Source organism: Streptomyces sp. SLBN-8D4, assembly GCF_049739545.1.
GTDB classification, from domain to species: domain Bacteria; phylum Actinomycetota; class Actinomycetes; order Streptomycetales; family Streptomycetaceae; genus Streptomyces; species Streptomyces canus_C.
Window position 1 is genome coordinate 1,747,192 of the sequence record NZ_JBMGQC010000001.1, and the last position, 25,563, is coordinate 1,772,754.

Genomic DNA, 25,563 nt, shown 5'->3' on the forward strand with positions numbered 1-25,563 from the left:
CAGGTCACAACTGAATCACCCCGCCCGCACAACTCTCACTTTCTCTTCACACCTCCCGTTACGCTCATCCCCCACGAAAGACCTCAGGGGGGACCATGTCGTACACCCAGCCGCCTCCGCCTGCTCTTCCTCCGCCGCCCGGTTTCGGGCCGCCGCCCGTTCCTCCCGCGCCCCGGCCCCGCTGGGCCCGCAAGCGGGTGCTCATCCCCGTCGCCGTGGGCATCCTGCTCCTCGGCGTGGGCATCGGGGCCGCCGGCAGCGGCGACGACGGCAAGAAGGCCGCCGCCGAGCCCGCCCCGACCGTCACGGTCACCGCGCCGGCGCAGGTCGACGCCGAGGCGGAGCCCGCGCCAACGGTGACCGTCACCAGGACGGCCACGGCGAAGGCGAAGGCCGAGGCGGACACGGCCGACAGCGCCGACGCGGCCCCCAGCGGCAAGGCGGTGTTCAAGGTGTGGGGCTCCGCGCCCGCGGGGGTCGACATCACCTACGGCAGCGACGGCACCAACCTCCAGGGCAAGGGGCTGCCGATGGAGAAGACGCTGAGCGTCGACGAAGGCGCCTTCTACTACCAGGTGACCGCCCAGCTCATGGGCGGCGGGGACGTCCAGTGCTCGGTCACCATCGACGGGAAGACGAAGAAGGGCCGGGCCAAGGGCGGCTACAACATCTGTTCCGCGCAGCTCAACAGCGATTTCAGCGGCGGCTTCAGCTGACCGCCCAGGTGGGTGCGTGCTCCCCCGAGGCGCACGCACCCACCCTCGCTCACGGCGTGTACACCGTCGGCCGAGGCGCCGTCGCCATCCCGTTGCCGATGAAGAAGCCCGGGTGCGGGGGCTGGTTGTAGGCGGTGTTCTGCCAGGCCAGACCCGTGCGGTACATCGTGTCGTGGAGCAGGGTCGTGATCTTCGTCGACGTCTCGATCGGGGTCGAGTAGATCCGCAGCGCCTTGTTGTCCGACGTCGGCCAGACGACCTCCTCGCGCCAGTCGCCGAGGATGTCGCCGGACAGCGACGGGGTCGCCTTGGTGCCGTTGTTGGAGTGGACCGACGCTCCGGTCAGGAGGCGGGTGTCGGACGCGGTGCCGTACTTGTCGATGTGGGTGCCGTCGAGGAGTTCGCGGACGGTGTCGCCGTCCCACCACGACAGGAAGTTGGTCGAACCGGGCTTGCGGGTCGCGACCACCGTGCCCTTGGGGCTGCGGACGCCACTCTCCGAAGAGGACCAGGACTCGGCGCCCGCGCTGCCCGACCAGATGTCTCCGGAGACACCCCGGCCGTTGTCGCCGTTGGCGGGAGTGGTCCAGATGATCTGGCCGGTCCTCGCGTCCGCCATCCAGGACGACGGCTTCGACCCGTCCTCGTCGACCTTGAACTCCTCCAGGCCCGGCCGCGACGGGTCGAGGTCGCCGACATGCATCGCGTCGCCGTGGCCGTTCTTGGTGGTCCACAGCCCGGAGCCGTTGTCGTCCACGGCCATCGAGCCGTACACGATCTCGTCCCTGCCGTCGCCGTCGACGTCCGCGACCGACAATTGGTGGTTGCCCTGACCGTCGTAGCCCTTGCCGGAGTTCGTCGAGGAGTTGGTGTCGAAGGTCCAGCGGCGGGTGAAGGTGCCGCCTCGCCAGTCCCAGGCCGCGATCACCGTACGGGTGTAGTAGCCGCGGGCCATGACGAGGGAGGGGCGCGCCCCGTCCAGGTACGCCGTACCCGCGAGGAAGCGGTCGACGCGGTTGCCGTACGAGTCGCCCCACGACGACACCGTGCCGCGCGCCGGGACGTAGTCGACGCTCTGCATCGCTTTGCCGGTCAGGCCGTTGAACATCGTCAGGTACTCGGGGCCGGACAGGACATAGCCGCTGGAGTTGCGGTGGTCGGCCGACGGGCTGCCGATCACCGCGCCCGTGCCGTCGACCGTGCCGTCCGCAGTCCTCATGGCGATCTCGGCCTTGCCGTCGCCGTCGTAGTCGTACGCCTGGAACTGGGTGTAGTGCGCGCCGGAACGGATGTTGCGGCCCAGGTCGATCCGCCACAGCCGGGTGCCGTCGAGCTTGACGCCGTCCAGGATCGTGTTGCCGGTGTAGCCGGACTGGGAGTTGTCCTTGGCGTTGGTCGGCTGCCACTTGAGGACGAAGTCCAGCGCGCCGTCGCCGTCGAGGTCGGCCACGGACGCGTCGTTGGCCTCGTAGGTGTAGGCGACGCCGTCCGGAGTCGTGCCGCCGGCAGGTGGGCTGATGGGTACGTCTTTGTAGCCGGTGCGGAGTTGGACCGCGTGGACCGAGTCGGCCTGCTCGACACCGCCGACGATTGCGCGGACCGTGTAGTCGGCCTCGGCGGGCGCGCCGGAGTGGAAGTAGTTCGTGGAGCCGGTGACCGGGGCCGAGTTGACCTTGGTGCCGGCGCGGTAGACGTTGAAGGACACGTCGTCGGGGTCGGTGCCGAGCCAGCGCCAGCTGACCAGGTTGCCGCTGCCGGTGTGCACGCTGACGACGCCCCGGTCGAGCTTCTCGACCTGGCGGGCGGTGGCGGCCTCGGCGGACCCGGGGCTCAGGACGGTGAGTCCGGCGGCCACGAGGGCCGCGGCGCCGGTCACCGCCGAGAGGAGGACTCGGCGTCCGCGGTGCGGGTGGGGGTGCGGGTGCTGCACGGGTGAACCTCCGTAGCTGAGGGGGCGGACGGGTTCCACCACCTCAGTCGCCGCACGGGGAAGCCGAGTTGCCGTATCTTTCGGCCAGTTCGGAGATCGTTCGCGCCATCCGTTCGCGCAGCTCGGGGGGTTCCAGCACCTCGATGTCGGCGCCCAGGCGCAGGAATTCGCCCTGCGCGTGTCCGAGGGACTCGACGGGGACCCGGGCGAGGGTCCAGCCGTCGGAGTCGACGCGGTCGTGGACCGCCCTCGGCAGCCGTACGCCCGGTGCCACCCGCACGACCGCCTCGCCCCGGTACAGCCGGTCGTGGAAGTCCCGCTGGTAGGCCGTCCAGTACGCGGCCAGGTCGAAGTCTCCGGGCCGGGTGAACTCCTCGTCCGTGAGCGTGAGTTCGAGGATCTGGTCCACGCGGAAGGTGCGTGGTCCCGGACCCGCGACCACGTACCAGCGCCCCGCCTTCAGCACCAGGCCGTACGGCTGCAACCGCCGCTCCACGTCGGTCGGTTCGGCCCAGCGGCGGTACACCACGCGCAGCACCCTGCTGTTCCACACGGCCTCCGCCACCTGCGGCAGATGGGGCGCCTGCTCGGCCTGCGCGTACCAGCCGGGCGTGTCGAGGTGGAAGCGTCCGCTGATCCGGTCCGCGTGGGCCCACAGCTCCGCCGGCAGCGCGGCCCGCACCTTCAGCTGGGCCGCGGCGAGGACCGGGCCCAGGCCCAGCTCGGCGGCCGGTCCGGGGGCTCCGGCCAGGAAGAGGGCCTCGGCCTCGTTGGGGGTGAGGCCGGTCAGGCGGGTGCGGTAGCCGTCGAGCAGGCGGTAGCCGCCGGCGTGGCCCGCGTCGCCGTACAGCGGGACGCCGGCCGCGCCCAGCGCCTCGACGTCCCGGTAGACCGTGCGGACGGACACCTCCAGCTCCTCGGCGAGCTGGGCGGCGGTCATCCGGCCCCGGGTCTGGAGCAGGAGGAGGATCGAGACGAGTCGGCCGGCCTTCACTGACACAGGATGTCAGTGAACCGGGCCTAGCGTCCTGGGCATGGCTTTCACCGAGAAGCTGCTGACCGTGCCACCGCCGATCGAGGTCGCAGGACGGCACGTCAAGCGCTACCACGTCACCGCCGATCCGGCCGGCATCGCGCCCGAGGTCGAGAAGGCGGCGTACGAGATCCTCCCGGAGCTGCTGCCGGAGCCGGACGGCACCCCGCCCGCGACCTTCGTCGTGCTGCACCGGGGCGCGGACACCGGCGCCTACCTCAACGCCTACAGCTGGGTGTGGGACAACGTGCTCCACTTCCGGGGTGCCGCCGCCGGGCAGCCGGCGCTCCGCTGTCCGGACGTCGATCCCACGCACTTCGTCCGGACGGACCTGCCCTGGATCGGCTGCGTCTGGGAGCTGCCGCCGATCCTGCACGAACGGGACGCCTGGGTACGGCATCTGCTCGCGCCCGAAGTCCCGGACCTCAAGGCCTACTTGGCCGATTCACTACCCGAAGGAACCACGGGAGACCGCTCATGAGCAGTCCGCACGACTTCGACTTCTTCCATGGCGAGTGGGCGGTCCTCAACCGCCGCCGCGCCGACTTCCTCGATCCGGACAGCCCGTGGGAGGAGTTCCCCGCCACCAGCCGCTGCTGGCCGCTGTTCGACGGGGCGGCGAACGTCGACGAGATCGACATGCCGCATCTGAAGGCGAAGGGCGCGACCCTGCGGCTCTTCGACCCGGACACCGGACAGTGGTCGCTGAACTGGGCCGCGAGCCGCAGCGGGAAGCTGTTCCCGCCGGTCGTCGGAGAGTTCGGGAATGGTCGCGGCGAGTTCCACGGCGACGACACGCACGACGGGAAGGACGTGCGGGTGCGGTTCCTGTGGGCCGGCATGTCGGCGGACGCGGCTCATTGGGAGCAGGCGTTCTCCGTCGACGGCGGGGGGACCTGGGTGACCAACTGGACCATGGACTTCAGCCGGCCTTCCGGAACGCCCGGACGCTGAACACCGGGTCGGCGCGCGGGAGTTCCTGGTCGGGCAGCGTCTCCAAGCGCTCGGCGAACCGTTCGGTGAGCGGGTCGCCGGGCGGCAGCCGGGTGAACCAGCCGCGCCGCAGGTCGGCTGCGGTGCGCCGGGGGCTGCGGCCCTGACCGCGGCCCGGGAAGCGGGCCCGGCCTGCCGGACGCAGGCGGTGGGCGGCGGCGTACGACTCGACGAGCGGTGCCGCGTCCGGGGCCGGGCGGCGCGGGCGCGGGGCGAGGACGGCGTCGATGTCGCTGCCCACGTCGTGGGCGGCGGCCTTGTCGACGGTGGTGACGTACACCCCGCCCGGCCTCAGGACCCGGGCGCACTCGGCGACCACGGCCCGCACGTCCTCGGGCCGGTCCAGGAGGTGCAGCAGCCACACGCTGGTGACTGCGTCGAACACCGCGTCGGGGAACGGCAGCGCCCGGCTGTCGGCGAGCACGATCGCGCCGGGCAGCCGTACGGCGGCCGTGCGGGCCATGCCGTACGTCAGGTCGGCGCCCGTGACCCGGGCCGCGGGCCGGGCGGCGGCGAGCCTGCGGGTGACGATCCCGGTGCCGCAGCCCACGTCGAGGAGGCGCCGGGTCTGCGCCGGGATCAGGCCGAGCACGGCGTCGGCGGCCGCGGCGGCCCTGGGCTCACCGCCGCGGGTGGCGTCGTAGGCGTCGGCCTCCTTGTCGTAGTCGAGCACGGGCTCACTGGGCTCCGTGACCGGCGGCGAGTGCCTCCACCCGCTGCGCGAGCTGGAAGTCCTTCTCCGTGAGGGCGCCGCCCGCGCTGTGCGTGTGCACGGACAGCGCCACCGTGTTGTAACCGAGGGTGAGGTCGGAGTGGTGGTCGAGCTCCTCCTGGACCTGGGCGACGTGGACGACCATCGCCGTGGCGGCGAAGTGGGTGCCGAGGCGGTACGAGCGGGTGAGCCGGCCGTCGTCGACGGACCAGCCCGGCAGCTCCGCGAGCCGGTCCTCGATCTCCTTCTGCGACAGGGGTGCGACGGGCATGGCCTGGCTCCTTCCTAGGGGGCGGAATGTCTTCAGCGTCCCACAGCTGAGCCGCTGCGGCCCTGGTCAGGAGCGTTCCCGGTGGTCATCCGGGGACACCTGCGCCCGCAAGGTCATCGGCGAGGGCGACGATCCGGGCTCCCCGGCGGCGGCCTGCCGGGCGCCTTCGCCGCCCTTCCACGGCCCGCCCGTCCTCCCGCTCCTCGACTACGGTCGTACGTATGACGATTGCCCCCTCCGCCACAGCCATCCCCGCCGACCAGGGCGTCGGTCCGCTCCTGCGCGCCTGGCGGGAGCAACGGCGGGTCAGTCAGCTGGAGTTGGCCCTGCGGGCGGACTCCAGTGCCCGGCACATCAGCTTCGTCGAGACGGGGCGCTCCCGGCCGAGCGAGGAGATGGTGCTCCGGCTCGCCGAGCATCTGGACGTTCCGGTGCGGGAGCGCAACGCGCTGCTGCTGGCGGCCGGTTACGCCCCGCGCTTCCCGGAGACCCCGCTGGACGATCCGGCCCTGGACGCCGTGCGCGAGGGGATCGAGCGGCTCATCCAGGGCTACGAGCCCTACCCGGCCCTGGTGTTCGACGCCGCGTACCACGTCGCGGCCGCGAACCGGGGCATCATGATGCTGCTCGACGGCATCCCGCAGTCCCTGCTCCGGCCTCCGCTGAACACCATGCGGCTCACCCTGCACCCGGAGGGTCTCGCCCCGCGCATCCGCAATCTGCGGGAGTGGCGCGGCCATCTGCTGGAGCAGATGCGGCGGCAGATCGCCCTGCGCCGCTCGGAGTCGCTGCGGGCGCTGTACGCGGAGGTGGCGGCGTATCCCGTGCCGGTCGCCGAGGCCGAGGGCGGCCTCGAAGAGGCGGAGTCCATCCCGTACTTCGCGCTGCCGATGCGGATCGAGCACGAGGGGCGGACCCTGTCGTTCATCTCGTCCACGTCCACCTTCAACACCCCCATGGACGTGACCGTCTCCGAGCTGGCCATCGAGACGTTCCTCCCGGCCGACCCGGCGACGGCCAAGTACCTTCACACACTGCTGCCCTGACGGGCTTTCAGCGCGCCGTACTGGAGCAGTGCGAACCCGGCGACGGTGATCGCCTGCAGCACGGTCCACACCGCACCGGCCGTGCTCGGCGACAGCCACAGTCCGAGGGCGGCACAACTCATGGCGGCCCACAGGAGGTTGGCCTCGATCGCGGCGCGCACGGCGAGCGCCCGCGGACGGCCGCGCGAGGCGAGGACGCCCACGACGGCGCCGTACGCCACGAGGAAGGCCCCCAGTCCGAGCAGCAGCCCGGAGTCGACGTCCAGGAACCGGCCGACCGGTCCGGATGCGAGGAGGTAGACGAGACCGTTCGCACCGGTCACCGCCGCGTCCAGGGCGAGGAAGCGGCGCAGCATGGTGTGCGGGTCCGAGGTGCGGGCGAGCACGGCGAGCTGGGTCGCGGACATGATGATTCACCCTCCGTCGAGGTCGGAACGTCGAGGTCGGAACGGGGAAGCGGACGGCGGGCCCCGGACCGGAGTGCGCCGGCCCGGAACCCGTGCCCACCACGATCCCGGCCGCCCGGCCCCCGGTCGATTACGCGGGAGGTAATCGCGCGGGAGGCAAGAAGGAAGAGGTCGTGACCGGTGAGACCGGCACGGGAACATGGCACACTGCACGCAAGCTTCGACGCGTAGGGGAGGCGTGGCGTGAGTGAGCGGCGACCTGCGCCGACCGTGGGCCAGGTGGTGCTCGGCAGACGGCTTCAGGAACTGCGGGAGGCGGCCGGCCTCAAGCGTGAGGAGGCCGCACAGGTACTGCGGGTGGCCCCCGCGACCGTACGGCGGATGGAAATGGCCGAGGTCGCCCTGAAGATCCCGTATGTCCAGGTGCTTCTGGAGACGTACGGGGTGCCCGAGGAGCAGGTCGAGACCTTCGTCCGGCTGGCCGAGGAGGCCAACAGACCGGGCTGGTGGCAGCGGTTCCACGATGTGCTGCCCGAGTGGTTCAGCCTGTACGTGAGCCTGGAGGGCGCGGCCGGGATCATCCGCTCCTACGAGCCGCATTTCGTGCCCGGACTGCTCCAGACCGAGGCCTACGCGCGTGCCGTCATGGAGGCCGGGACGATCGGGCAGACGGGTTCTGAGGCGGTGGAGCGGCACGTGTCACTGCGCATGGCCCGGCAGCGACTGCTGGAGCGCCCGAACGCACCCCATCTGTGGGCGATCATGGATGAGACGGTACTGCGCCGCCCGGTCAGCATCCGCTCCGAGGTGATGCGCGAACAGCTGGACAAACTCCTGGAGTTCGCCGAGCGGGACCGGGTCACGCTCCAGGTGTGCGAGTTCGAGGAGGGCCCGCACCCGGGGACGTACGCGCCCTTCTCGCTGTTCCGCTTCTCCGAGCCGGAGCTGCCCGACCTGGTCTTCACCGAGTACCTGACCGGTGCGCTGTATCTGGACTCCCGCCAGGAGGTCGCCACGCACCTGGAGGTCCTGGACCACATGTCGGCGCGGGCCGCGTCGGCCGAGCGCACGAAGAAGCTGCTGCGGGAGCGCCGCGAGGACTTCTGAGCGGGCAGCACGACACACCACGGGTCCCACGACACACCACAGGGTCCCACCACAGGGGAGAAGACACCGCATGACCGGATCCGACGCCGCCGCCCCCGCCATCGACACCAGCAGGCCGCACCCGGCCCGGGTCTACGACTGGTGGCTGGGCGGCAAGGACAACTACCCGGTGGACGAGGAACTGGCCCGCCGGATCCTCGCCGTGGACGGCACGGTGGTGCGCGGGGCACGCGCCAACCGCCGTTTCATGCACCGGGCGGTGCGGACGGCCGCGGAGGCCGGGATCCGCCAGTTCCTGGACATCGGCACCGGCATCCCCACCGAGCCCAACCTGCACCAGGTGGCGCAGGAGGTCGCCCCGGAGTCGAAGGTCGTGTACGCGGACAACGACCCGATCGTCCTCAGGCACGCGCAGGCCCTCCTGCACAGCACCCCCGAGGGCGCCACCCACTACGTCCACGCGGACGTCCGCGACCCGGACACCGTCCTGCGGCCGGCCGCCGAGACCCTGGACTTCTCGCAGCCGGTCGCGCTGTCCCTGGTGGCCCTGACCCACTACCTGGGCGACGAGGCGTACGGGCTGCTCCAGCGGTACGTCGCCGAGCTCGCCCCGGGCAGCTTCGTGATCCTCTCGCAGGTCACGCCCGATCTGAGCCCCGAGGCCGTCGAGAAGGCCGCCGAGCAGTTCCGCCGCAGCGGCACCCCCTTCTTCCCCCGTTCGCTCGCCGAGTTCTCCCGCTTTTTCGACGGCCTGGAGCTGCTCGGCCCCGGGGTGATCCCGGTGTCGGGCTGGCGTCCGGGCCCGGAGGACGTGGCGGCCCAGGCGGAGGGCATCGTGCCGGTGTACTCGGGGGTCGCCCGCAAGGTCTGACCCGTACGGGTGCCGTGAACGGGTGCGCTCCCGCGCGCCGCCCTAGGTTCGAAGCGAGCCGCGGGCCGGCGGAGGGAGCGCACGGGACCGACACGACGACGCGGAGGAGGCCGGATGCCCTCGGACGCAGTGCTGTACCAGGCGGCGGCGCTCTGCCTGACGTATCCCGACGACGACTTCCGCGCGCGGCTGCCGCTGCTGCGCGAAGCTGCCCCTCAGCTGCGGGACTTCGTCGACCACGCGGCGGTGACGCCCGCGCGGGAGCTGGCGGAGCACTATGTGCGGGTCTTCGACGTCGGGAATCAGCGCGGTCTGCATCTGAGCCGGTGGCAGGACGGGGACACCCGGCGCGGGATGTCCCTGGTCCGCTTCCAGGAGGTCTACCGGGCCGCCGGCCTGGAGTTCACCGGCGAGGAGCTGCCCGACTTCCTCCCCGCCGTGCTGGAGCTCGCGGCCCGCACCGGGGACCTCGGCCTGCTCGCCGAGCACCGCGACGGTCTGGAGCACCTGCGCTCCCGGCTCACCGACTTCGGCACGCCGTACGCGACGGTCCTGGACGCCGTGTGCGCCACGCTGTGAGAGGGAGGAGAACCTGACGGGTAATCAAGCAGCCCCGCCCTTCTGGTCCTTGTCGTCGTCCACGATCTCCGCGTCGACCACTCCCTCCTCCTGCGGCGGGGAGCCCGGTTCGTTCTGCGGGTGCTGCTGCTGGGCCTGGGCGTACATGGCCTGGCCCATCTTCTGGCTGACGGAGGCCAGCTTCTCGACTCCGCTCCTGAGGGTGTTGGTGTCGGCGTCCTCCTCCAGGAGCCGCTTCAGTTCGGAGACCGCCGACTCGACCTCCGTCTTCGTGTCCTCGGCCACCTTGTCGCCGTTCTCGCGGACGAACTTCTCGGTCTGGTAGACGAGTTGCTCGGCCTGGTTGCGGGTCTCGGCGGCCTCGCGGCGACCCCGGTCCTCCTCGGCGTACTGCTCGGCCTCCCGCATCATGCGGTCGATGTCGTCCTTGGGGAGCGCCGAGCCGCCCGTCACCGTCATCTTCTGCTCGCGCCCGGTCGCGAGGTCCTTCGCCGAGACGTGCATGATGCCGTTCGCGTCGATGTCGAACGCCACCTCGATCTGGGGAACACCGCGCGGAGCGGGCGGCAGGCCCGTGAGGTCGAAGACGCCGAGCTTCTTGTTGTACGCGGCGATCTCGCGTTCGCCCTGGTAGACCTGGATGCCCACCGAGGGCTGGTTGTCGGTGGCCGTCGTGAAGATCTCCGAACGGCGGGTGGGGATCGTGGTGTTGCGTTCGATGAGCTTCGTCATGATGCCGCCCTTGGTCTCGATCCCCAGCGACAGCGGCGTCACGTCGAGCAGCAGCACGTCCTTCACGTCGCCGCGGATGACACCCGCCTGGAGCGCCGCCCCGACCGCCACGACCTCGTCGGGGTTGACCCCCTTGTGCGGGTCCTTGCCCGTGAGCTCCTTGACCAGGTCGGTCACCGCGGGCATCCGTGTCGAACCGCCGACGAGGATCACGTGGTCGACCGCGGAGAGCTTGATGCCCGCGTCCTTGACCGCCTGGTGGAAGGGCGTCTTGCAGCGGTCGAGCAGATCCGCGGTGAGCTCCTGGAACTGCGCGCGGGTCAGCTTCTCGTCGAGGTGCAGGGGTCCCTCGGCGGAGGCGGTGATGTAGGGCAGGTTGATCGTGGTCTCGGAGGACGACGACAGCTCGATCTTCGCCTTCTCGGCCCCCTCGCGCAGCCGCTGCAGCGCCATCTTGTCGTTGCCGAGGTCGATGCCGTACTGCCCCTTGAAGCGTTTGACCAGGTGCTCCACGATCCGGTGGTCCCAGTCGTCGCCGCCCAGACGCGTGTCGCCGTTGGTCGCCTTGACCTCGATGACCCCGTCGCCGATCTCCAACAGGGACACGTCGAAGGTGCCGCCGCCCAGGTCGAAGACCAGGACCGTCTGCTCCTCACCCCGGTCGAGACCGTACGCCAGCGCCGCCGCCGTGGGCTCGTTGATGATCCTCAGCACGTTGAGGCCGGCGATCTCCCCGGCCTCCTTGGTGGCCTGGCGCTGGGTGTCGTCGAAGTAGGCGGGCACCGTGATCACGGCGTCGGTGACGTCCTCGCCGAGATAGGACTCGGCGTCCCGCTTCAGCTTCTGAAGGACCCGGGCCGACAGTTCCTGTGCCCGGTACCGGGTGCCGTCGATGGCGCCCTCGTCGGGGAAGCGCCAGCTCCCGTCGCCCATGTGCCGTTTCACGGAGCGCGCGGTGCGCTCGACGTTGGTCACGGCCTGCCTTTTGGCGACCTCGCCCACCAGCACCTCGCCGTTCTTGGCGAAGGCCACGACCGACGGTGTTGTCCTGGCCCCCTCCGCGTTGGCGACAACCGTGGGTTCACCGCCCTCCAGTACGGCCACCACCGAGTTCGTGGTACCGAGATCGATCCCGACCGCACGTCCCATCGCCGTCCCCTTCCGCCAGGGATGTCCACCGGAGAGCCTTCCCCCACTCCAGCACAAAACTTGAGTGCGCTCTTGTCAATGGTGCGGGTGGCCCTGCTCAGTGGGACGAGTACCCCGGCGAAGGCACCTCGTGCGGTTCCCCGCGCAGCGCGACGGCACGCCGGGGCCGGTCGGTGATCAGGACGTCCACCCGGGGGTGGTCGAGGAAGGCCCGCATCAGGGTGTCGTCGTTGACCGTCCAGACCATGGTGAACAGATCGTGGCGGGACGCCTCGCGCAGCACGTTGGCGCGGGCCAGCCGCTGGTGCACGGCCACCCCGCTCGCGCCGCAGGCGCGCACCCGGCGCATCGGCAGGAGCTCGCTCAGCCGCACCCCGGCCAGCCGGGAGCGGGCGATCTCCTTGCCGTCCCGCCCCAGCGACAGCGCGGTGCGCACCCTCGGGAAAGCCCGCGCGACGGCCGCGACGGAACGGTCCTCCAGGGTGGTGGCGACGAAGCCGTCCGCACCGAGCAGGGCCACCGCCCGGTCGATCAGCTCACGCTCGTAGCCGGCCTCCTTGAGGTCCAGGTGGCCCACCATCCGCCCCGCGATCAGCGACATGACGTCGTCGACGACCGGCACGGGATATCCGGCGCGCTCGCTGAGCTCGGCATACGGGATCCCGGCCAGCGGCGGCCCGCCCGGCCCCACCCGGGCGTCGTGGTGGACGACGAGGACCCCGTCGGCCGTACGCCGGATGTCGAACTCGACGTACTCCGCCCCGGACCGGAGCGCGTCCTCGTAGGCCTCCCAGGTCGCGGCGGCGGCGCGCTCGGATCCGCCCCGGTGGGCGGAGACGGCGGGTCGTCGGGACATACGGCGGTCAGCTTCCGGACGGTGTGCGCTGGGCGGGGACCGGGGCGGCCTGGGCGAGCAGGGAGCCGGAGCGTCTGTCGCTGCGGATGATCCGGACGTATCCGATCCCGGCGAGCACCAGAAAGGGGACCCAGGCCAGGAGGTACGCCGGGAGGTACTGCGCGTCGAAGATGGAGCGGTGGGAGTTCACGGTCGTGGCGTTGGCACCGAAGAACGCGAGCAGCAACGTCGGCGGCAGGGCGATCAGGGTGGCGATCGCGACCAGCACGGACACCGTACGGTCCCGGCGGTCGTCGCGCTCCGAGAGCTCCGCGTCCAGGGCCGCCGAGCGGGCACTGATCACCGAGGTCAGCCGCTCCACCATGCGAGCCGAGTTGTCCAGGCTGTCGCGGATGCCGAGCGCGTCCCGCAGCGAGGACTGGAAGGCCTCCATGACCATCTCCGGGATCAGCAGGCTGTCGACGTACGCCTCCACCCCGAAGGCCAGGTCGAGCTGGAGCTCGTTGACGCCCGCGGACAGCCGCGAGATCAGCGAGCGGATCTCGTACGGGGAGCTCGCCGAGGCCTGTTCGTTCGCCCGCATCGTCTCGAAGGCGGCCAGCCGCGTGCGCTGGAGGACGGCGAGCGCCGAGACCATGCCGATGGCGACCAGGGTCAGACCGTTCTCCACGTGCTCGGCCCAGCCGGCGTGGACGGAGACACCGCGGCCGTGCGCGGAGAGCGTGGTGCCGTGGTTCCTGAGGTTGGGCGGTTCCGAGGTGGCCATCCGGCCGCGGTACACGATCTCGTTCAGCACGAGCGACTGCCGGGCCGCGTCGACGCCGAGCAGTTCCTCGCGCAGCTCTCCGCCGGGGAACACGAGTTGGTGGACGTTCTGGCCGAAGGCGAGAGGCTCCCGGAGTGCGAGCCGCTGTCCCAGGACGTCGAGCAGCGGCCGGTCGCCGAGCATGATCAGGTCCCGGTCGAAGCAGGTGTCGGCGAGCCACGCGGAGAGGGCGTCCGGGGCTGTTTGGCCGTCGAACTCGCAGTCCAGGATCAGGGTGATGTCACCGCGCGGGGTGGCGAGAACGGCGAACTCGGCCGACGCCAGGGCGAGTCCGTGGTGGCCGTGGGGCAGCCGCAGCTCCCCGGGCGCCACGTCCGCCACGAGCACCGGCACGGGGAGCACCGCCTCGCTGGACTTCAGGTGCAGGGCGAAGCGGCCGAAGTCGAACCGGTCGACGAGGCTGCCGAGCGAGGGCCCTTGCGGGTCGAGTTCGCCGCTGAGGCTGAACAGCACCAGGACACGGGTGGATCGACGGGTCCCGGAGTCGAGTTCCACCGTGCCGCCGGCCGTTGTCCCCGAAATCATCGCGTCCTTCCCACGCCCTTGATTTCCTCCCCCGGTCCGGCAGCGCGCAGACCGCCCCGGACGAGCGGCCTGCGCGAACCGGCGCCTCGGGTTCAGGCGAGCTTCGCGTCCAGTGTGATCGGTACCGACTTCAGGGCCTGGCTGACGGGGCAGTTGGCCTTGGCGTCGGTGGCGGCGGCAAGGAAGCCGTCCTCGTCGAGGCCCGGCACGGTGCCCTCGACGGTGAGGTGGATGCCGGTGATGCCCTCACCCGGCTGGAAGGAGACGTCGGCCGAGGTGACGAGCTTGGTGGGCGGGGTGCCCGCGCCGTTCAGGGCGTGCGACAGCGCCATCGAGAAGCAGCTGGAGTGCGCGGCGGCGATCAGCTCCTCGGGGCTGGTCTTGCCGTTGGCGTCCTGGGAGCGCGAGGCCCACGTGACCGGCTGTGCCTCGATGGCACCGGAGGAGTCGAAGTTGACGACACCGCTCCCCTCGAGGAGGTTGCCTTCCCAGACGGTGTGTGCGGAGCGCGTGGTAGCCACGGTCAGTCCTTTCGTGTGGTCCCGCTGACGGGGGTACGGGAACCATCCGATCACACTACGGCTCAGCTCACGCGGAAGACCGGCCCACGTGCGGTGAACGGCAGCCTGGCCCCCTGCGGGATCAGATAGGCGTGCTCCCGGCGCACCCGCAGCACGTCGCACCAGCCGTCGGTGATCACCAGCACGGGTGCGCTCACGGGGAAGTCGTCGGCGCGGTGCAGGAGGTCGATGCCGGGCTGCAGGACGGTGCCGCCGCGGCCGTGGACCCGGACCCGCTCGGCGATCTCGGTCACGGGCAGGTAGCCGGCGTCGTGCGGGGCCGCGTCGCAGAACACGACCCGGGCGGCGGGGACGTCCCGGGCCCCGGCGTACGAGGCGATGGCGCCGAGTGCCTTGCCGAGCAGGGTGCGGCTCATCGAGCCGGAGGTGTCCAGGACCACGCCGAAGGTGCAGCGGGCGATCTCCTCGGGCGGGAAGTACCGGCCGGCGCGCGGGATGTCGGGGGTGGAGGACTGACGGCGCGAGGGACGGGCGTAGGACCGCACGGGTTGCGGGCTGGGTACGAACTCGTCGAACCAGCGGGCGAGTTGCGCGTCCCAGGGCAGCGGCGGATGGCTGAGCGCGCGGATCTCCTCGACCAGGCCGCCGGGCAGGAAACCGCGCTCCTGCCGCTGGTGCAGGTCGAGGCCCTGAGCGAGGCCCCGGCGGTAGAACTCGTCGAGGTCGACGTAGTCGCGGGGCGAGCCGAGCGGACCGCCTAGGATGTCGCCGACGCCCTTGCCGCGGAGGGTCGCGAGGCGTCGCATGCGGCGCAGGTCGCCGGCGATGCGGTCGTAGACCTCCTCGGAGGACAGGCCGGTGAGCTCGGGGTCGTGCAGCAGGCCCTCGGGCATGGTGCCGATCCGCATCTCGTTCAGCCAGCCGTTGATGACGTAGTCGCAGGCGATGTTGAAGAGGTAGGGGTCGCGGGTGCCGCAGCGGTCGCCGTGGCGCAGGGCGGCGTGCAGCATCTCGTGGGCGAGGACGAACCGCCATTCCTCGTCGTCGAAGCGGCGCAGCGGGTTGATGTAGATCTCGGCGGCCTCGGCGTTGACGGCGGCGATCGCGATGCCGTGGGCGCGGGCGAGTTCGGCGTCGGCGACCAGCTTGATGCCGGCCGCGATGCCGCCGAGCAGCGGGTAGGAGGAGACGAACCAGCTCAGGGCCTTCTGCCAGGGGCGCAGCGTGGGGGCCTCGCCGTCGAGGGAGTCGCGGCGGCCGCCCGCCATGTCCATCGCCGCGGACACGGTGCGGGTCAGTGCGGTGGCGAACGCCAGCTGCCAGTCGGGCGGCTGGGACCAGCCCGCCCACCTGAGCAGCAGCTGGTCGGGCTCGGGGCCCGCGGTGCCGCAGTGTTCGTAGACGGCGGGGATGCCGTCGCGCCGCCAGCGGGCGGCGAGCTTCTCCTCGTCGCCGTCGGGGTAGGCGGCGGGCAGGTGCTCGGGTGTCTGACCGACGCGGAAGCCGAGCAGGAAGCGGTTGACGACGACACAGCGGGCGGCGAGGTCGAAGCGGTCGGGCTGGGTGCGGTCGCCCTTCACCGCGGGGACGTGTCCGAAGCCGAGGTGCAGGACGGCGTGGGCGAGGGCCCACGCCCAGGCGGCGGGCTCGGCGGTGGGGGTCCCCCCGCGCGAGTCTGTTCGAGCGCGGGGGAGGTCGGGGTGGGCGTGGAGATCGCCGTCGGAATCGACGACGACGAGACCGTCCCGGGGTGCGAACCGGCACTCCTCCCGGCGGCAGACGTCGAACTCGACGGCCGCGAGGGCCGGGTTGGCGCGCATCAGCCGCATCCCCTCGGCGAACGCCTCGCCCGCGAGGTCCCGCTTCTTCTTCTTTTCGGGGCTGCGGCTCACCGCCGCGCCTCCACCAGCCGGGGCATGTCCCGGGCGGCCTCGACGAGGAACCAGGACGGCAGGACCGGGTTGCCGTCGTCGCCTGCGGCGATGACGGTCTGGGCCACCTCGACGGAGATCTCGGCGAGTTGGACCAGCAGCGACTTGGCGCGGTACGCGGTCTGCCGGCCGTTCGCCGACATGTGCTCCTTGCTCACCGGGAGTTCCTTGACCAGGCGACCGCGGAAGGACTCGGCGAGGTAGTAGAGCAGGTCGCGGTCCTCCAGCCGGTTGGGCCAGCGGGCGTCGCCCTTGATGATCGCCTCGATGCCGAACCGGCTGCGCACGATCTTGACGTAGCCGCAGAACGCGGTCGCGTGCCGGGGCGTCAGCGTGCCGTGCGCGAGCACCTTCAGGGTCTCCTCGTCGAGGTCCGGGCCGAAGGAGTGCAGCGCGTCGGAGAGCATGTGCCAGGAGCGGGGCGTGGAGAAGGGCTCCTCGGTCTTCGGCGGCTTGGACCACAGGTGATCGGGCCGGTCGGTGAGGTGGTCGAGGATCCAGGGGTGGATGCCGTTCTCCGCGGCCCACACCAGCCAGTCCTGCGCGGACGCCTCCAGATGGACGTGGGTGAGGCGGTTGACGAGGGCGGAGGCGATGGGCCGGGCCAGGGCGTTGTCGGTGGCCCGGTTCCCGGCACCGATGACGATGGAACCCTTGGGGAGTTCGTAGTCTCCGATACGGCGGTCCAGGATCAGCGAGTAGAACGCCTTCTGCACATCCGGCGTGGCCGCGTTCAGCTCGTCCAGGAACAGACAGTACGGCTCGTCACGGGCGATGGACCGCGGCGGGCAGAACACCGACCGCCCGTCCCGGATCTGCGGCACCCCGATCAGGTCCTCGGGAGCGAGCTGCGTACCGATCAGGCTCACGCACTCAAGGCCCAGCGACGTGGCGAACGCCCTGACGAGGGAGGACTTGCCGATGCCGGGGGCACCCCAGACGAAGACGGGCCGCACGGTGGCGAGGCCGAGGAGGAGGTCGGGGATCTTGGAGGGCGACACGGTGACGGCAGCCTGCAAAGCGGTGGCTCCAGGGAGTGTTCGAGAGAGGGCGACTCGAACAGTGTGGGCGGGGCCCCACACAGGTGCACCTGATTTTCCGAGGCCGCAGCCGAACAACTACGCGGCCTTCTCCTCGGCCTTGTCCAACGGCACTTGAGGACCCCCTGCTTCGTCGAGCCACCCCCGCAGCACCCGATGCACCTGCTCGGCCCCGGCGATGCCCTCAGGGGGCGCGGTCAGGGCGAGCGGCGACAGCAGGAAGGGCTTGGCCTGCGCGCCCCCCAGCCCGCCGTGCGACCCGATCTGCTCCTCGAAGGCCAGCACCTCCCCCACCGCGGGGTCGTACCAGGAGTTGACCATGATGTCCGCGGTGTGCGGAAAGGAGTGCGTACGCCGTACGACATCCGCCGCGCCGGGCCCGAAGTCGGCCAACGGTCCCGGATTCTCGTCCAGTTGATCCAGCGGGATCTCCGTGCCGAAGGGTCCGAGGACCACCCCGCCGTGCTCCTCGCTGCGCACCAGGAGGAACCCGACACCCGGATGGTTGGCGAGGGTGGTCAGCAGGGCCGGGTGCCGCGCGTCCAGCTCCTCCTTGGTCATCCGGTGGTGCACGTCGGGGAAGGAGACCAGTCCGAGATTGCCGGAGGCCAGCACGATCGGCTCGGAGCCGCGGGCGGGCCGGTACTCCTCGCGCCCCTCCTTGCCCGGCCGGCGCAGCGCGGCACGGACGGCGGCGCGGGCCTCGGCCCCGCTGTGGGTGCGCTCGGCCTTGCGCGGCACGGGCAGCCCGCAGCCCGCCCGGACCAGGTCGCCCAGGGTGAGCCCGTAACGGGTGCGGAAGGTCTCGCCCGGGCTCTGGCCGTGGTCGGAGAGGACGACGATCCGGTACGGGCGCGGGGCGTGCTCGGCGACGTTCCCGATCAGCGCGAGCGAGCGGTCCAGGCGCTGAAGGACCTTCGCGGCGTCGCGGCTGGTGGGCCCGGAGTGGTGGGCGACCTCGTCGTAGGCGACGAGGTCGGCGTAGACGGCCGTACGGCCCGCGAGCATGTCGCCCATGACGGCGGCGACCACGACGTCGCGTTCCACGACGGTCGCGAAGGCCCGGACCAGGGGGTACAGGCCCCCGCGGCCCACCCGGGGGCGCTCCTTGCGGACCCGGGAGCGGGTCGACTGGCCGATCTCCCGGCCGACCTCGGCGAAGAAGGACAGGGCGGTGCGCACGGCGTTGGCGGGGTCGGAGAAGTAGGCGAAGTAGCCGGCCCGGGAGCGGGTCTCGCGGCTGCGGCGGCGGGTGGCGATGGACAGGACGAGGGCCTGTTCCTCGGCACCGCCGGAGAAGAGATTGCCGCGGCTGGCGCCGTCGACGGTGAGCAGTCCGCCGTGTCCGGCCTGCTCCACGGCCCGGCGCTGGAGTTCGACGGCGCTGGTCGGGCGGTTGCAGACCATCACCTCGCCGCGGTCCTTCTCGTACCAGCGGAAGGCGGGGACGTCGTGGTTGCTGCCGTGCAGGATGCCGAGCTGGCTGGCGCCGGTCTGGCTGGACCAGTCGGTGCGCCAGGAGGTGAGCCGGTGGGTGGGGCGCACGGCGCGGCCGGGGGTGTCGCCGTGGCCGATCCAGCGGGCGATCGTGGGCATCAGGCCCTTGCCGACGGCGGCCAGCAGGACGTCGTGGCCGACGCCGTCGAGCTGGAGGAAGACCGTGCCGGGGGTGGCCGGTCCTACGGGGCCGCGTCTGCGGCGGCGGTCGGCGAGACGGTAGAGGCGGCGCCGGTAGGCGTCGTCGTCGCGCACCGCGAGGGCACCGCCGGTGGCGGAGGCGACCGCAGACATCACGGCGGCGACCACGACCGCGGTCTCCGGGGCGGCGTCGCCGCGCTCGGCGGGGTTCAGGCGCAGGGCGAGCAGCAGCAGCGCTCCGTTGAGGAAGAAGACGAGCAGCCCGAGCACGAGGGTCGGGACGAGCAGGAACAGCCGGACGAGCAGCGGCCACACGACGGCCGACAGCACACCGAAGGCGCCGGCGCCGAACGCCGCCGTGACGGCGATCCGGGTCGCGCTGTCACCGGTCGGGGACTGCAGCCTGAAGTCCGGCAGGATGCCCGCGAGGACGAGCATCGTCAGGGTGGAGACGACCCATACCGTGACGCTCCGCCCGACCTGACTGGCCACCCGTCGCCAACGCCCCGCACCCACGCCCCGCACACCTCACGTCCTGGCCCGTCATCGGTGCGGGCGCTGGGACCAGCGTGTCATACGGGTCGGACGGTCAGCGTCCGTCGTAGCCCGCCGTCGGCATCGACAGCCTGCGGTGCACCCTGGCCTTCATCTGGGCGTCGTAGAGAGGCTCCGCGAAGCCCACCGTCTCGACCCGTACCCCGCGGCGGGCGCACTCGGCGGTGAACTCCTCCACGGAGGACAGGGCGCTCTCCAGTACCCGGCGGCTGGGGGCCACGAAGAGGTCCCGGCCTGCCCGCACCCCGTCCCACAGCACGCAGTGGTCGGCGCGCAGACCCCGCACCAGCAGTTCCCGTCGCACGGTGTAGCCCCGCTCCGCGGCCCAGCGCGCGCACATCGCGTGCTGGCTGCGGGAGTCCACCAGGAAGGGATCAGCGTCGAGTTCCTCAAGCGGCGTCAGACTCGCGATCGCCGTGACACGGACCGCTCCCATGGTGTCCCCCTCACCTCCGGGTTTCGCCGCCGACCATACTCCAGCCCGTAGGCTTCGGGGAGTCGCGCGAAGGAGGCAAAGAGGTGCCGGTGGAGATCACCTGGTGGGGCCACGCCACCTGCACGGTCACGGATTCGGACGTACGTGTGCTCACCGACCCTCTGTTCGCCCGCCGGCTCGCGCATCTGCGCCGGCGCCGCGGCGCGGTGCCCCCGTCCGAGGCCCGTCGTGCGGACGTGGTTCTCGTCTCCCACCTGCACGCCGACCATCTGCACGTTCCCTCTCTGGCGCGGCTGGAGCCGGGCACGCGCCTGCTCGTGCCCCGGGGCGCACCACGCCAGGTGCCGGGGCTGCGCCGGCTCACCCACCTGCGGGTGCACGAGGTGGCGCCCGGTGACGAGCGGCGCGTCGGCAACCTCCTGATACGCGCGGTGCCCGCCTGGCACGACGGGCGGCGCCTGCCGGTCGGCCCGCACCGCTCCCCCGCGCTCGGTTACGTCGTCGAGGGCTCGGCGCGGACGTACTTCGCCGGGGACACCGGACTGTTCGACGACATGGCCAAGGAGGTCGGGCCGGTCGACGTGGCGCTGCTGCCGGTCGGCGGGTGGGGCCCGTATCTCGGGGAGGGGCACCTCGACGCGGGGCGGGCGGCCCAGGCGTTGGCCCGGCTGGGGCCGCGCAGTGCGGTGCCGATGCACTACGGGACGTACTGGCCGATCGGGATGGACGCGGTACGGCCGCACGAGTTCCACGCGCCGGGTACGGAGTTCGTGCGGCTGGCGGCCCGGTGCGCGCCGGACGTGGACGTGCACCGGCTGGAGCACGGGGAGAGCGTGCGGCTGGAGGTCGCACGGTGACGTGGCTCGCAGCCGCCACCACGGGGGCGACACCCGGGGCCGCCGGACAGGCGATCGGGTATCCGACGTTGTTCCTGCTGGTGTTTCTGGGGGCGCTGGTACCGGTGGTGCCCACAGGGGCGCTGGTGAGTTCGGCGGCCGTCGTGGCGTTCCATCAGACGGCGCCCCTGTCCCTGCTGTTCGTGTTCGTCACGGCCTCCGCCGCCGCGTTCCTCGGGGACATCGCCCTGTACTGGCTGGGGCGGCGCGGGATGAAGTCGAAGAACGGCTCGCGGTGGCTGGAGGCACTTCGGTCCCGGGCACCGGAGGAGCGGCTCTCGCAGGCGCAGGAGAAGCTGGCCGACCACGGGGTGGCCGTCCTCGTGCTGTCCCGGCTGGTGCCGGCGGGGCGGATCCCGGTGATGCTGGCCTGTCTGATGGCCGAATGGCCCTTGCGGCGGTTCATCCGGGGGAATCTGCCGGCCTGTCTGGCCTGGGCCGTGACGTACCAGCTGATCGGGATTCTGGGCGGGTCGCTGTTCAAGGAGCCCTGGCAGGGGGTGGTCGCGGCGATCGCGCTGACCGTGGCGATCAGCGCGGCGCCGACGGTGTGGAAGCGGGTCCGCTCCTGAGAGCGCTCCTAGGAGCCCTCCAGCACGCGTGAGCCCCCGATCGGCAGGTCCCACAGGTCCTCACGTGCCAGGCCCGCCTTCTCCCACGCCTGCCTGACCCTGGTCAGCGGCTCCAGCACCGGCTCCGCCGACAGGACGAACGTCGCCCAGTGCATCGGGGCCATCCTCCTCGCGCCCAGGTCCTGGGCCGCTCGCACCGCCTCCTCCGGGTCGCAGTGGACGTCGCTGAGCCACCAGCGGGGGTCGTAGGCGCCGATGGGCAGGAGGGCGAGGTCGATACCGGGGTAGTGCCGGCCGATGCGGGAGAACCAGTGGCCGTAGCCCGTGTCGCCGGCGAAGTAGACCCGCTGTCCGTCCTGGGCGGTGAGGACCCAGCCGCCCCACAGGGTGCGGCAGGTGTCGGTGAGGGAGCGCTTGGACCAGTGGTGGGCGGGGACGAAGTCGAAGCGGACACCGTCCAGTTCGGCCGCCTCCCACCAGTCGAGTTCGGTCACCGCGGTGAAGCGGCGGCGGTGGAACCAGCGGGCCAGGCCGGCCGGGACGAAGACCGGGGTGTCGCGCGGCAGGCGGCGCAGGGTCGGGGCGTCCAGGTGGTCGTAGTGGTTGTGGCTGATGACGACCGCGTCGACGCGCGGCAGGGCGTCCCAGTCGATACCGACCGGGGTGATGCGGGCCGGGGTGCCGAGGATGCGGCGGGACCAGACCGGGTCGGTGAGGACGGTCAGGCCGCCGATCCGCACCACCCAACTCGCGTGTCCCGCCCAGGAGACGGCGACCGTGTCGGCGTCGACGGCGGGCAGCGGGCCGGGCGCGTAGGGCAGCTTCGGGATGTCGGCGAGGCCCTCGGGCCCGGGGCGTACGGCGCCCTCGCGGGCGAAGCGGGCCATGGCCTTCAGGCCGGGCAGCGGCGCGGTCAGACGATCGTGGAAGGACCTCGGCCACACTCTGCGCTCGCCCGGCGGGCGGGGGGCGGCGAGCGGTGGGGACGCGGGCGCGAAGGACGAGGGGGTGGAGGGGGCCGAGGGTTCGTCGGCCACTCGCATGCCGGTGGTCGACTCGGACTGCTGCGTCATCGAGGAGGCTCCCATCGCCGAGCGTCGTCGCGGAGGTCGTCGAAGACCGACTCCAGGGTGGTCAACGCGCGTTGCACATGTGGCAGTTCCAACGGCGCGGGTGACGTGAGGCATTCCGCGCGTTCCTCGTCGGATCCGCCGAGCAGGGGGCCGGTCGACAGCCGTACGCGCAGCGCGCCGAGGTCGTCGCCGAAGCGGTGACCGCCGGGCGCCGGCATGCCGAGCCGGGCGGTGAGGAAGTCCTCCAGGTCCTGGGCGTCGCCGACGCCCCGCGCGATGAGCGCGGGCCGCAGCGGGCCGAGGTCGACGTAGAGGTGACGGCCGGCCCGCGGGGGCCGGCAGAGCGCGCCCGCCCCGACGACCACGGAGTGCGCGGCCGCGGCCACGCGCGCGTGAAGGTGTCCTACGGCGGTGCGGTGGGCGGTGACCGGTTCGGGCTCGGTCAGGGCGTGGGCGGCGGCCTCGGCGACGGGGGCGGCGACGCGAGCGCCGAGGGCGGTCAGGATGTCCAGCACACGCGCGCGAAGGCCGTCGCCGTCGCCGTTGGCCGGGAAGCGGGCGAAGGCGGCCGGCCAGCCGGTCGGGAGCAGGCTGCCGGCCAGGTCGGTGACGACGGTGACCCGGGCGGGCAGCATCTCGGCGGGGCTGAGCAGGACCGTCTCGTGCGGGGCGTGCACGGTGTCGCGCCAGGTCTCGTCGCTGACCAGGTGCAGGCCCTCCCCCGCGGCGGCCTCGACGGTCGCGTGCAGCACCTCGGGCGGGGCGACGGTGGCGGTGGGGTCGTCGGCGACGGACAGCACCAGCAGCCGCGGGTCACCGCCCTCGTCGCGCACCCGGCGCACGGTCTCCAGGAGGGCGTACGGATCCGGGACACCCCCGCACTCGGCCGGTGTCGCCACATGGAACACGGGTCTGCCCAGCAGGCGTGCGTACGGCGCCCACCAGGCGGCACAGGGGCGGGGCACCAGGACGTCGCCGCCGAGCGCGGCGGTCAGGGCGAGCAGCAGGGAGGGGGCGCCGGGGGCGGCGACCACGTGGTCGGTTTCGGCGGGCAGGCCGCGCCGGGCCGCGTAGGCGCAGGCGGCCTCCAGGAGCGGGGTGCCGCCGCCGACCGGTTCGGCGCGGGGGCGGGCGGCCGCGGCGGCGAGGACGGCGGTGAGTTCGGGCAGGACGGGCAGCCCGTCGTCGGGCAGCGGAGGGCCGTAGCGGACGGGGCCGTGGCCCTCCGGGTCGGTCCGCATGGTCACCTCCGTAGGGCGCTGTCCGGTGACTCGTCCGGTCCGCCGTCTCGTTGCCTCGCGCCTGGCCCGCCTGACGCGCTCCTCGCGCTCCGAGTACCCACGGCGCCGCCGTCCCATGGGCGCGGGTGCGGGTTGCGCCTGTCACACGGACCCGAGGTTTCGATCTCAGGCGTCCGTCGCGGGAGCCTTGCGGCGCAGCCGGTACACGGCGCCCCCGGCGGCGGCCGCGATCAGCAGTCCGCCGGTGACCAGGGCGGGCACCGAGTCGCTGAAGGAGCCGCCCTGACCGGCGCGGACGGGTCTCTGGACGGCGGCGGGCTCGCAGCTCTCGGTGCGCGGCTCGGTGCCCGGCTCGGTGCCCGGCTCGGTGCGCGGCTCGGGACACGGACGGTGGCTGCCTTCGGCGGCGGCGGTGCCGCGGGTGACGGTGAAGGTGGCGCTCCATGCCTTGCCCGCTGCGCGGTCCGCGGTCGGGCAGGTGCCGTCGACGGTCCACGCCGAGTCGGGGCCGACCCCGCCGGCGCCGTCCTGGAGTTCCTGGTCGGCGGAGACGCGCGCCGTGCCGCTGTAGGCGGGGCCGGAGACCTGGTCGTCGTTGCCGGGCACCAGTTGCAGCCGTACGGTCTGCGACTCGAAGGCCTCCGAGGTGGCGTCGACGGTGGCGGGCGGTGTCCCGGCGCCGGGATCGCAGGAGACGGACACGGTGACGGTGCCGCCCGGCTGGACACTGCTCGGGCTGACCTCCGCCGCCGGGTCCGCGGAGGCGCTCGGCGCGGCGGCGCCCAGGGTGATCCCGAGCGCGGGGAGGACGAGGGACAGGGCCCGGAGACGGGCGGTGCGGCGCATGGGGTGGACTCCTTCGGCCGACGGCTGCGGGGCCCGTCGTCGGGCGGCGGGGGTGTCGACGACTGGACCGAGGGCACGACGGTCGCACCCACAGCCATCACAGCCCGGCCCTCCCCGTCCCGCGCGCGGCCGGAGGCCATTGGCGGGACGGGGAGGGCCGAGTGGGTGACGCCGGGCGCCGCGGAGGTGGGGCGCGCTGCCGTCAGCCGGCCGCGTCGCGCATGATCTGCTCGCGCATCCGTCCGCAGCAGCGGCTGATCAGCCGGGACACGTGCATCTGGGAGATGCCCAGCTGCTCGGCGATCCGGCTCTGGGTCATGTCGCCGAAGAAACGCATGTAGAGGATGGCGCGCTCCCGCTCGGGAAGGGCGGCCAGCCGGGGCTTGACGGACTCGCGGTCGACGACCGTGGCCAGGGCGGGATCGGCGGAGCCGAGGGCGTCGGCGAGCGAGTAGCCGTCCTCGCTGCCGGGCAGTTCGGCGTCGAGGGAGAGGGCGCTGAAGCTCTCCAGGGCCTCAAGGCCCACCAGGACGTCCTCCTCGCTCATGCTCGCGTGCTCGGCGATCTCGGCGATGGTGGGCCTGCGTCCCTGGATGGTCTGGACGAGGTCCTGGGAGGCGAAGCGGACGCGGTTGCGCAGGTCCTGGACCCGGCGCGGCACGTGCAGGGTCCACATGTGGTCGCGGAAGTGGCGCTTGATCTCGCCGGTGATGGTGGGGACGGCGTAGCTCTCGAAGGCGTTGCCGAGGGCGGGGTCGTAGCGGTCGACGGCCTTGACCAGGCCGAGGGCGGCGACCTGGCGCAGGTCGTCGAGGTTCTCGCCACGGTTGCGGAAGCGTCCGGCGAGCCGGTCGGCCATGGGCAGCCAGGCCTCGACGACCTGTCCGCGCAGGGTGTCACGCTCAGGCCCCGGGGGCAGTGCGGTGAGCCTGCGGAAGGCTTCGGCCGTGTCGGGGGCGTCGTCGTGCGGGTGGTGCTTCGCGCTCACTGGAGTGGGCATGTGCGTCGCAACTCCCTAGAGGGTGCTCTGGGGTGGACGATCGGCGTGAGGCCCGCGTGCG

At 72.3% G+C, this 25,563-nt stretch carries 26 protein-coding genes; 9 read left to right on the forward strand and 17 right to left on the reverse strand.

Translation table 11 applies throughout. The features are described from left to right. Nucleotides 1–95 precede the first annotated feature (95 nt). Complete coding sequence (locus tag RKD20_RS08005) at nt 96–716, forward strand: hypothetical protein (RefSeq protein ID WP_424877094.1); 621 nt, start codon at nt 96–98, stop codon at nt 714–716. A 49-nt stretch (nt 717–765) separates the two neighbouring features. Here RKD20_RS08005 and RKD20_RS08010 read toward each other — a convergent pair whose 3' ends face one another. Continuing rightward, on the reverse strand, nt 766–2,646 hold the full coding sequence (locus RKD20_RS08010; protein ID WP_424877095.1) for a rhamnogalacturonan lyase: 1,881 nt from the start codon (nt 2,644–2,646) through the stop codon (nt 766–768). A 43-nt stretch (nt 2,647–2,689) separates the two neighbouring features. Next, entirely contained in the window at nt 2,690–3,640 is a 951-nt protein-coding gene (locus RKD20_RS08015; protein ID WP_424877096.1) for a helix-turn-helix transcriptional regulator, read from the reverse strand. Between the two features lie 40 nt (nt 3,641–3,680). Between RKD20_RS08015 and RKD20_RS08020 the strand changes: the two genes are divergently transcribed. Together RKD20_RS08020 and RKD20_RS08025 are read left to right on the forward strand one after the other, a co-directional pair. After that, nucleotides 3,681–4,160 carry a hypothetical protein gene (locus RKD20_RS08020; protein ID WP_424877097.1) on the forward strand — a complete coding sequence of 160 codons (480 nt, stop codon included), beginning with the start codon at nt 3,681–3,683 and terminating at the stop codon, nt 4,158–4,160. After that, complete coding sequence (locus RKD20_RS08025; protein WP_424877098.1) at nt 4,157–4,633, forward strand: hypothetical protein; 477 nt, start codon at nt 4,157–4,159, stop codon at nt 4,631–4,633. Before RKD20_RS08020 ends, RKD20_RS08025 begins: the two co-directional genes overlap by 4 nt. Here RKD20_RS08025 and RKD20_RS08030 read toward each other — a convergent pair. Both RKD20_RS08030 and RKD20_RS08035 read right to left on the reverse strand, forming a co-directional pair. Further along, nucleotides 4,602–5,345 carry a methyltransferase domain-containing protein gene (locus tag RKD20_RS08030; protein WP_424877099.1) on the reverse strand — a complete coding sequence of 248 codons (744 nt, stop codon included), beginning with the start codon at nt 5,343–5,345 and terminating at the stop codon, nt 4,602–4,604. The genes RKD20_RS08025 and RKD20_RS08030 overlap by 32 nt on opposite strands. Nucleotides 5,346–5,349: 4 nt before the next feature. Beyond that, entirely contained in the window at nt 5,350–5,655 is a 306-nt protein-coding gene (locus tag RKD20_RS08035; RefSeq protein ID WP_020119186.1) for a 4a-hydroxytetrahydrobiopterin dehydratase, read from the reverse strand. A gap of 221 nt (nt 5,656–5,876) precedes the next feature. Between RKD20_RS08035 and RKD20_RS08040 the strand changes: the two genes are divergently transcribed. Continuing rightward, nucleotides 5,877–6,701: a helix-turn-helix domain-containing protein gene (locus RKD20_RS08040; protein ID WP_424877100.1), complete on the forward strand. Its 825-nt coding sequence runs from the start codon at nt 5,877–5,879 to the stop codon at nt 6,699–6,701. On the opposite strand, the gene RKD20_RS08045 is transcribed toward RKD20_RS08040, so the two are convergent. Further along, nucleotides 6,683–7,108, reverse strand: coding sequence for a hypothetical protein (locus RKD20_RS08045; RefSeq protein ID WP_424877101.1), 426 nt, complete (start codon nt 7,106–7,108; stop codon nt 6,683–6,685). The genes RKD20_RS08040 and RKD20_RS08045 overlap by 19 nt on opposite strands. Nucleotides 7,109–7,351: 243 nt before the next feature. On the opposite strand from RKD20_RS08045, the gene RKD20_RS08050 reads away from it, so the two are divergent. From RKD20_RS08050 to narJ, 3 genes are all read left to right on the forward strand, one after another. After that, nucleotides 7,352–8,215 (forward strand): helix-turn-helix domain-containing protein, encoded by an 864-nt coding sequence (locus tag RKD20_RS08050; RefSeq protein WP_424877102.1) that lies wholly within the window; start codon nt 7,352–7,354, stop codon nt 8,213–8,215. 70 nt (nt 8,216–8,285) lie between these two features. Continuing rightward, entirely contained in the window at nt 8,286–9,086 is an 801-nt protein-coding gene (locus tag RKD20_RS08055) for an SAM-dependent methyltransferase (protein ID WP_424877103.1), read from the forward strand. A 114-nt stretch (nt 9,087–9,200) separates the two neighbouring features. Continuing rightward, a complete protein-coding gene (gene narJ, locus RKD20_RS08060; protein ID WP_424877104.1) occupies nt 9,201–9,665 on the forward strand; it encodes a nitrate reductase molybdenum cofactor assembly chaperone in 465 nt (154 codons plus the stop codon). Nucleotides 9,666–9,689: 24 nt separating this feature from the next. Here the strand turns inward: narJ and dnaK are convergent, their stop codons facing one another. The 8 genes from dnaK to RKD20_RS08100 all read right to left on the reverse strand — a co-directional run bounded on the left by dnaK (nt 9,690) and on the right by RKD20_RS08100 (nt 19,874). After that, a complete protein-coding gene (gene dnaK / locus RKD20_RS08065; protein ID WP_424877105.1) occupies nt 9,690–11,546 on the reverse strand; it encodes a molecular chaperone DnaK in 1,857 nt (618 codons plus the stop codon). Between the two features lie 97 nt (nt 11,547–11,643). Continuing rightward, nucleotides 11,644–12,402: a glycerophosphodiester phosphodiesterase family protein gene (locus RKD20_RS08070; protein WP_424877106.1), complete on the reverse strand. Its 759-nt coding sequence runs from the start codon at nt 12,400–12,402 to the stop codon at nt 11,644–11,646. Between the two features lie 7 nt (nt 12,403–12,409). Next, nucleotides 12,410–13,753, reverse strand: coding sequence for a hypothetical protein (locus tag RKD20_RS08075; protein WP_424877107.1), 1,344 nt, complete (start codon nt 13,751–13,753; stop codon nt 12,410–12,412). A 92-nt stretch (nt 13,754–13,845) separates the two neighbouring features. Further along, nucleotides 13,846–14,274: an OsmC family protein gene (locus RKD20_RS08080; protein WP_028807937.1), complete on the reverse strand. Its 429-nt coding sequence runs from the start codon at nt 14,272–14,274 to the stop codon at nt 13,846–13,848. Nucleotides 14,275–14,336: 62 nt separating this feature from the next. Beyond that, the gene (locus RKD20_RS08085; protein WP_424883175.1) at nt 14,337–16,103 is read right to left on the reverse strand and encodes a DUF2201 family putative metallopeptidase; all 1,767 of its coding nucleotides are present in this window, start codon (nt 16,101–16,103) and stop codon (nt 14,337–14,339) included. A 59-nt stretch (nt 16,104–16,162) separates the two neighbouring features. Then, on the reverse strand, nt 16,163–17,224 hold the full coding sequence (locus tag RKD20_RS08090) for an ATP-binding protein (protein WP_424877108.1): 1,062 nt from the start codon (nt 17,222–17,224) through the stop codon (nt 16,163–16,165). A gap of 99 nt (nt 17,225–17,323) precedes the next feature. Further along, a complete protein-coding gene (locus RKD20_RS08095) occupies nt 17,324–19,408 on the reverse strand; it encodes a phage holin family protein (RefSeq protein WP_424877109.1) in 2,085 nt (694 codons plus the stop codon). A gap of 64 nt (nt 19,409–19,472) precedes the next feature. Further along, the gene (locus tag RKD20_RS08100; RefSeq protein ID WP_007385884.1) at nt 19,473–19,874 is read right to left on the reverse strand and encodes a hypothetical protein; all 402 of its coding nucleotides are present in this window, start codon (nt 19,872–19,874) and stop codon (nt 19,473–19,475) included. Between the two features lie 83 nt (nt 19,875–19,957). Between RKD20_RS08100 and RKD20_RS08105 the strand changes: the two genes are divergently transcribed. Further along, nucleotides 19,958–20,731: an MBL fold metallo-hydrolase gene (locus RKD20_RS08105; protein WP_424877110.1), complete on the forward strand. Its 774-nt coding sequence runs from the start codon at nt 19,958–19,960 to the stop codon at nt 20,729–20,731. Beyond that, entirely contained in the window at nt 20,728–21,342 is a 615-nt protein-coding gene (locus RKD20_RS08110; protein WP_424877111.1) for a DedA family protein, read from the forward strand. Before RKD20_RS08105 ends, RKD20_RS08110 begins: the two co-directional genes overlap by 4 nt. A gap of 8 nt (nt 21,343–21,350) precedes the next feature. Here RKD20_RS08110 and RKD20_RS08115 read toward each other — a convergent pair whose 3' ends face one another. From RKD20_RS08115 to RKD20_RS08130, 4 genes are all read right to left on the reverse strand, one after another. Then, nucleotides 21,351–22,415 (reverse strand): MBL fold metallo-hydrolase, encoded by a 1,065-nt coding sequence (locus RKD20_RS08115; RefSeq protein WP_424877112.1) that lies wholly within the window; start codon nt 22,413–22,415, stop codon nt 21,351–21,353. Next, nucleotides 22,412–23,656 carry an aminotransferase class I/II-fold pyridoxal phosphate-dependent enzyme gene (locus RKD20_RS08120; protein ID WP_424877113.1) on the reverse strand — a complete coding sequence of 415 codons (1,245 nt, stop codon included), beginning with the start codon at nt 23,654–23,656 and terminating at the stop codon, nt 22,412–22,414. Before RKD20_RS08120 ends, RKD20_RS08115 begins: the two co-directional genes overlap by 4 nt. A 165-nt stretch (nt 23,657–23,821) precedes the next feature. Beyond that, complete coding sequence (locus RKD20_RS08125) at nt 23,822–24,502, reverse strand: hypothetical protein (protein ID WP_424877114.1); 681 nt, start codon at nt 24,500–24,502, stop codon at nt 23,822–23,824. A 202-nt stretch (nt 24,503–24,704) separates the two neighbouring features. Beyond that, nucleotides 24,705–25,502 (reverse strand): RNA polymerase sigma factor SigF, encoded by a 798-nt coding sequence (locus RKD20_RS08130; protein ID WP_424877115.1) that lies wholly within the window; start codon nt 25,500–25,502, stop codon nt 24,705–24,707. Between the last annotated feature and the right edge of the window lie 61 nt (nt 25,503–25,563).

What these genes read in the sequence shown, in the direction of transcription:
- RKD20_RS08070 (WP_424877106.1), bottom strand. Translation starts at nt 12,402, where the DNA reads ATGTCCCGACGACCCGCCGTCTCCGCCCACCGGGGCGGATCCGAGCGC.
- RKD20_RS08020 (WP_424877097.1), top strand. Translation starts at nt 3,681, where the DNA reads ATGGCTTTCACCGAGAAGCTGCTGACCGTGCCACCGCCGATCGAGGTC.
- RKD20_RS08055 (WP_424877103.1), top strand. Translation starts at nt 8,286, where the DNA reads ATGACCGGATCCGACGCCGCCGCCCCCGCCATCGACACCAGCAGGCCG.
- RKD20_RS08075 (WP_424877107.1), bottom strand. Translation starts at nt 13,753, where the DNA reads ATGATTTCGGGGACAACGGCCGGCGGCACGGTGGAACTCGACTCCGGG.
- RKD20_RS08025 (WP_424877098.1), top strand. Translation starts at nt 4,157, where the DNA reads ATGAGCAGTCCGCACGACTTCGACTTCTTCCATGGCGAGTGGGCGGTC.
- RKD20_RS08130 (WP_424877115.1), bottom strand. Translation starts at nt 25,502, where the DNA reads ATGCCCACTCCAGTGAGCGCGAAGCACCACCCGCACGACGACGCCCCC.
- RKD20_RS08085 (WP_424883175.1), bottom strand. Translation starts at nt 16,103, where the DNA reads ATGCGGCTGATGCGCGCCAACCCGGCCCTCGCGGCCGTCGAGTTCGAC.
- RKD20_RS08100 (WP_007385884.1), bottom strand. Translation starts at nt 19,874, where the DNA reads ATGGGAGCGGTCCGTGTCACGGCGATCGCGAGTCTGACGCCGCTTGAG.
- RKD20_RS08115 (WP_424877112.1), bottom strand. Translation starts at nt 22,415, where the DNA reads ATGACGCAGCAGTCCGAGTCGACCACCGGCATGCGAGTGGCCGACGAA.
- RKD20_RS08045 (WP_424877101.1), bottom strand. Translation starts at nt 7,108, where the DNA reads ATGTCCGCGACCCAGCTCGCCGTGCTCGCCCGCACCTCGGACCCGCAC.
- narJ (WP_424877104.1), top strand. Translation starts at nt 9,201, where the DNA reads ATGCCCTCGGACGCAGTGCTGTACCAGGCGGCGGCGCTCTGCCTGACG.
- RKD20_RS08005 (WP_424877094.1), top strand. Translation starts at nt 96, where the DNA reads ATGTCGTACACCCAGCCGCCTCCGCCTGCTCTTCCTCCGCCGCCCGGT.
- RKD20_RS08035 (WP_020119186.1), bottom strand. Translation starts at nt 5,655, where the DNA reads ATGCCCGTCGCACCCCTGTCGCAGAAGGAGATCGAGGACCGGCTCGCG.
- RKD20_RS08120 (WP_424877113.1), bottom strand. Translation starts at nt 23,656, where the DNA reads ATGCGGACCGACCCGGAGGGCCACGGCCCCGTCCGCTACGGCCCTCCG.
- dnaK (WP_424877105.1), bottom strand. Translation starts at nt 11,546, where the DNA reads ATGGGACGTGCGGTCGGGATCGATCTCGGTACCACGAACTCGGTGGTG.
- RKD20_RS08040 (WP_424877100.1), top strand. Translation starts at nt 5,877, where the DNA reads ATGACGATTGCCCCCTCCGCCACAGCCATCCCCGCCGACCAGGGCGTC.
- RKD20_RS08125 (WP_424877114.1), bottom strand. Translation starts at nt 24,502, where the DNA reads ATGCGCCGCACCGCCCGTCTCCGGGCCCTGTCCCTCGTCCTCCCCGCG.